The sequence below is a fragment of the Microcoleus sp. B6-A1 genome (assembly GCF_036705085.1).
Taxonomy (GTDB): domain Bacteria; phylum Cyanobacteriota; class Cyanobacteriia; order Cyanobacteriales; family Microcoleaceae; genus Microcoleus.
Map to the genome: position 1 here is coordinate 1 of NZ_JAUBTU010000023.1, position 4,755 is coordinate 4,755.

The following is a 4,755-nucleotide window of genomic DNA, read 5'->3' on the forward strand; positions in this document are numbered from 1 at the left end:
CAAGTTACATCGTCAAATATTTTTAACTGGTTTACACACTGCTGTTATTGTACCTCATCTTTCTGAGAAAGGCTATACACAATACTCGTAGATACCGTAGCAGCTACGCACCATACAAGGGGCGCGTTTTACCCGAAATATCGATCGGTAGCTAAAGATATCGATAAACCCGCCACCCACAGACTTAAGGAAACAGTTGCGAAATCTGAACTTCTATTTCTGGAAAAGCCAGCATTGACAAAACATCATCTTCATTAAATACTGTTTCTTGTCGGTAGTTTGCCTCGCCCGGTTCGCGAAAAACATAAACTTGCCGCGTGTTAACATCAAGTATCCAATAATCAGTAATTCCCGCCTTAGCATAAGCCGGTGCTTTTCGCTTGCGGTCTGTTTCTAAAGTCGTATCAGCTATTTCTATTAATAAGAAAATATTGTCTGGTGCGGGATGAAAATCTTGGTACAGCCGAGGGTCGATTTGCACTACAGCAATATCCGGTTCTGGTTCTGAATTATAGCTTAGAGCGATCGGGTCTTGAATGCGAATTAAAGCAAGTCCTGCCAACAGATTTCTCAGATAGTCGGCTGCACAGAGGTTAGTTGCTGCGTGGGGAGGATTTTTTGCACTCATTGAAATAATTTGCCCGTCAATTAATTCGACTCGTTCATCGGGATTGAGAATGCCTGTTTCGGTCATGCGGCGATATTCCTCTACAGTCCACAAGCGTACATCTGTTACAGTCATGGCACAATTTCCTTTTGCTATATTATCTATTATCTTAGAGGCAGAAACCGGGCTTTTTATCAAAATACTGGATGAGAGAATTTAACAATGGTAAAAAACCCGGTTTCTTTGGTATATTCCCGGACTACTTTAAATCCAAAATATCCAATCTACAATCTAAAATATAAAATCTTAAATTGCTAGGTCAGCAATCTAGATTTAGCTGTTATTGCTCCCACACACCACAAAATAGCATTGACAATTTCCGAGCGCTGAATATCTTCTGTGTCTAAAAAACTTGCAAACTCTTCCTCAATATTCAAATGGTCGGCAAAATCATAAAGTATGCGCTTGTATTCAGTTGGCATCGGTATTAAAGTAGCTTTCACTAAATCGAAAAGCGCGTTCAAACAGTTGAGGATAGTAGCTGACTCGTCAAAATCTTCGGCATCGAGCAAGTATAGCGTTTCTGCAATGTCGCAAATAGCGTCTATTTGTGTGGGGGGCTTTCCCAGTTCGCTGACATCGATATTGCACAATTGGAGAGCGTTAATCGCTAGTTCTGGACGGGTAAAAAATACAAGTTGACCGCCGGCTACTAAGGGCGGCTCTTGTTCTCCATAGACAATTAGAGTATATAGATTTGGTATTTCGGTGCCGGGGTCGATCCGCAAACCGAACAGCCACAACAATTTTTCTGTATTTGGGTTTGCTGTTTGCAGTGTTGTTGGGAAAATATTTGGTTCTGACATGAATGTTTAATCCCTATAATAGGCTGTTAAACTCGGTTTCTACGCAAATTTTTTGTCTTTTAGGACTTACGCAATCATTCCAGGTATGGGGGCAACCACGGGGGGTTTGCCCCTACAAAACACTATATATTGAGGCGGTGCGTAAGTCCTGTATTTGTGAGAAATCTAGATATAAACCGGGTTTATAAGGCAAGAGTGCGTAATCTTTTTCCTATAAATTTTGCTGAATTATGTCGCAGCATTCTGCAACAGTTGCTCTTTCTTCCATTGCTGCTACTAGGGCTTCGTAAGCTGATTTGTGGCTTTCGATCAGGTTTTTCGCTCGCAGCAAACCCCAGTTTTGTTTGAGTTGAATCTCGGAACTTGGACGGCGCAGTTGTGTTAAAATTGCACTGATTTTGGTGCGGTCTTCGGCTCCTCCTTGTGCACTGCCGTAAACAAATTTTTCGGCGACTATTCCGGCCATCCACACTGTGCAGTATTGGTCTAAAAGTTGGGCGGAAAGAGTGCCACTTTGGAGTTGAGATGCTAATTGTTCGTCTTCAAATCGGACGCCGCCTTGGGCTGTTTGACCTTGTTTAAATGCTTCCCAAGCGTTGAGGGCGTAGCTGGTTACTGGAATTCCCAACAGGTACGCGACTAGGAAGTGTCCGGCTTCGTGGTGAAGGATACGATCGCGCTTTTGTTTGGAAGTTCCCCCCAGCCAATCTAATAAAATAGTACCGCCTTGACCTTGCCACTGGAAACTGTCGAGGGTGGCTAGCCCCAACAGGCAAAAAGTGGCGATCGCAGGTACGGCTTCTGGCAAGTTGAATAGGGGCCCCAACAATATTGAAACGGTGATGGCAAAAATAGAAATAGCGATAATATTCAAAGAAGTGTCTTTCATAATGGCGAATGGGTAACTGGGAATTGGTAATGGGTAATTTGTAATAGGGAATTGGTAATGGGAATGGGTTTTAGAGGTAAACTCAGGTACGATCGCGCGATCGGTTTGGCAGCGTCGGGTCGATCGCAGCAGCCGGGACTTCCGACAAAAACTCCATCTTCCAGTTTGACTGAAAATTGCCGCTCCGAAGCCACCGATATTAAAAAGATATTAAAATAAATCAAAGTCCAGTAAAAGTGTTAGTGGAATCCTTCATGTCAGTTTTGGCAGCGATCGCAGTTTTAGGTATCTTGATTGTCGTTCACGAACTCGGCCACTTCTTGGCGGCGAGACTTCAACACATCCACGTCAACCGGTTCTCTATTGGTTTCGGGCCCATCCTCTGGAAGTACCAAGGCCCGGAAACTGAATACGCCCTCCGCGCCTTTCCCCTGGGAGGTTTCGTGGGTTTCCCGGACGACGATCCCGACAGTACAATTCCCCCAAATGACCCGAATTTGCTCAAAAATCGCCCTGTGCTCGATCGGGCGATCGTCATTAGCGCAGGGGTAATTGCCAACTTAATTTTTGCTTACTTCCTGTTGGTGGTGCAATTGGGTACTGTCGGCGCGGCAGAAATGAACTACCTACCGGGAGTTAAAGTCCCGGAAGTCGCTGCGGAAGTCAGTTCGGCCGCCAAACAAGCGGGAATTCGATCGGGCGACGTTGTTCTGTCTGTTGACGGCAAGGAATTGGGCGCTTCCGGCGAAGCAGTCAAATTATTGGTCGCAGCAATCCAAGATCATCCCAACCAACCCCTAGCGTTGGAAATTCAGCGCCAAGAACAAAAATTTGTGGTGACAGTAACTCCTGAAGAGTCGCCCGACGGCAAAGGTCGCATTGGCGTGCAGCTAACTTCTAACGGCACTGTGGTGCGGCAGAGGGCCGGATTTGTAGAGGCGTTTAGCAAGGCCGCCAAAGAATTTGAGCGGATTGTGGTGCTGACGGTTCAAGGTTTCGGGCAGTTACTTAGCAATTTCAGCCAGACTGCCGACAAGTTGTCCGGGCCTGTGGCGATTGTGGCGATTGGTGCAGGGATTGCGAAATCGGATGCTGCGAGTTTGTTTCAGTATGCGGTGTTAATTAGCGTCAATTTGGCTGTGATTAATATCTTGCCTTTACCTGCTTTGGACGGCGGTCAGCTAGCTTTTCTGTTAATAGAAGGACTGCGGGGCAAGCCTCTGCCGAACCGCATTCAGGAAAATGTCATGCAGACTGGTTTGGTGTTGTTGCTGGGTTTGGGAGTTTTCTTGATTATTCGCGATACTGCTAATTTGGCTGGGTTTGATTTGCGAAATTTCATGCAATAGTAAATGAAGGAAGAGGGAAGAAGGAAGTTCGGCAACGGATTCGCTCGACGGATGTAACGGATGTAACGGATTTCAGGAAGAAGGAAGTTCGGCAACGGATTCGCTCGACGGATGTAACGGATGTAACGGATTTCAGGAAGAAGGAAGAAGGAAGAATTATCCCTACTTTTCCCTTTTCCTATTTTCCTGTTTTTCCCTCTCCTTTTTTTCCTCCGCAAGTGAGGCAGAGCCTCTGGATATCGATTCCCGGGCAGAGCCTGGAAGTTAAAAACAAATAACAAATGACTAATGACTAATGACTAATGACTAATGACTAATGACTAATGACTAATGACTAATGACTAATGACTAAAAAGTTAAGTTTAAAACAACGATCGCTCGAAATTCTGATTCGCCTCAAACGCCTCTATCCAGAAGCTCCTTGCACTCTCAACTACGAAACTCCCGTGCAGTTGCTGGTGGCGACGATTCTCTCGGCTCAGTGTACGGACGATCGAGTAAATTTGGTAACGCCGGCTTTGTTTGAGCGTTTTCCCGATGCGGTGGCTTTGGCAAATGCTGATTTAGAAGAATTGGAAAGTCTGGTGCGATCGACTGGTTTCTACCGGAATAAGTCTAAAAATATTAAAGGTGCTTGTCAGGCGATCGTCAATAAATTTAACAATCAAGTGCCGCAGCGGATGGAACTGCTACTAGAATTGCCCGGAGTTGCCCGCAAAACCGCTAATGTTGTTCTCGCTCACGCTTTTGGTATTAATATGGGCGTGACGGTAGACACTCACGTCAAACGTTTGACTCAGCGTTTGGGATTGACCGAACATACCGATCCTATAAGGATCGAGCGGGATTTGATGATATTGTTGCCGCAGCCGGATTGGGAAAATTGGTCGATTCGGTTGGTTTATCACGGCAGGGCAGTTTGTAATGCGAGAAATCCGGCTTGCAATATTTGCGAACTTGCAGATTTGTGCCCTTCTGCTAATAGTTTGGTGTTGCACCAAGGTTAAGTACAGGCATCTTGCCTGTTGCTAAAAAAATTGAGTG

The 4,755-nt window shown here is 45.4% G+C and carries 6 protein-coding genes; 3 read left to right on the plus strand and 3 right to left on the minus strand.

What is annotated here, in order from left to right; all coding sequences use genetic code 11:
* Positions 1-184: 184 nt before the first annotated feature.
* The 3 genes from QUB11_RS10650 to QUB11_RS10660 form a co-directional block, all read right to left on the minus strand.
* On the minus strand, positions 185-742 hold the full coding sequence (locus tag QUB11_RS10650) for a Uma2 family endonuclease (protein ID WP_333390466.1): 558 nt from the start codon (positions 740-742) through the stop codon (positions 185-187).
* A 179-nt stretch (positions 743-921) separates the two neighbouring features.
* Positions 922-1,473, minus strand: a complete 552-nt coding sequence (locus QUB11_RS10655; RefSeq protein WP_333200328.1) for a hypothetical protein — start codon at positions 1,471-1,473, stop codon at positions 922-924.
* Positions 1,474-1,684: 211 nt separating this feature from the next.
* On the minus strand, positions 1,685-2,362 hold the full coding sequence (locus tag QUB11_RS10660) for an ATP-dependent Zn protease (protein ID WP_333390469.1): 678 nt from the start codon (positions 2,360-2,362) through the stop codon (positions 1,685-1,687).
* Between the two features lie 57 nt (positions 2,363-2,419).
* On the opposite strand from QUB11_RS10660, the gene QUB11_RS10665 reads away from it, so the two are divergent.
* The 3 genes from QUB11_RS10665 to nth all read left to right on the plus strand — a co-directional run bounded on the left by QUB11_RS10665 (position 2,420) and on the right by nth (position 4,718).
* Complete coding sequence (locus QUB11_RS10665) at positions 2,420-2,581, plus strand: hypothetical protein (protein ID WP_333200324.1); 162 nt, start codon at positions 2,420-2,422, stop codon at positions 2,579-2,581.
* Between the two features lie 35 nt (positions 2,582-2,616).
* Entirely contained in the window at positions 2,617-3,711 is a 1,095-nt protein-coding gene (rseP, locus tag QUB11_RS10670) for an RIP metalloprotease RseP (RefSeq protein ID WP_333200322.1), read from the plus strand.
* Positions 3,712-4,055: 344 nt separating this feature from the next.
* Positions 4,056-4,718, plus strand: a complete 663-nt coding sequence (gene nth, locus QUB11_RS10675) for an endonuclease III (RefSeq protein ID WP_333200319.1) — start codon at positions 4,056-4,058, stop codon at positions 4,716-4,718.
* The last annotated feature ends 37 nt before the right edge of the window (positions 4,719-4,755 follow it).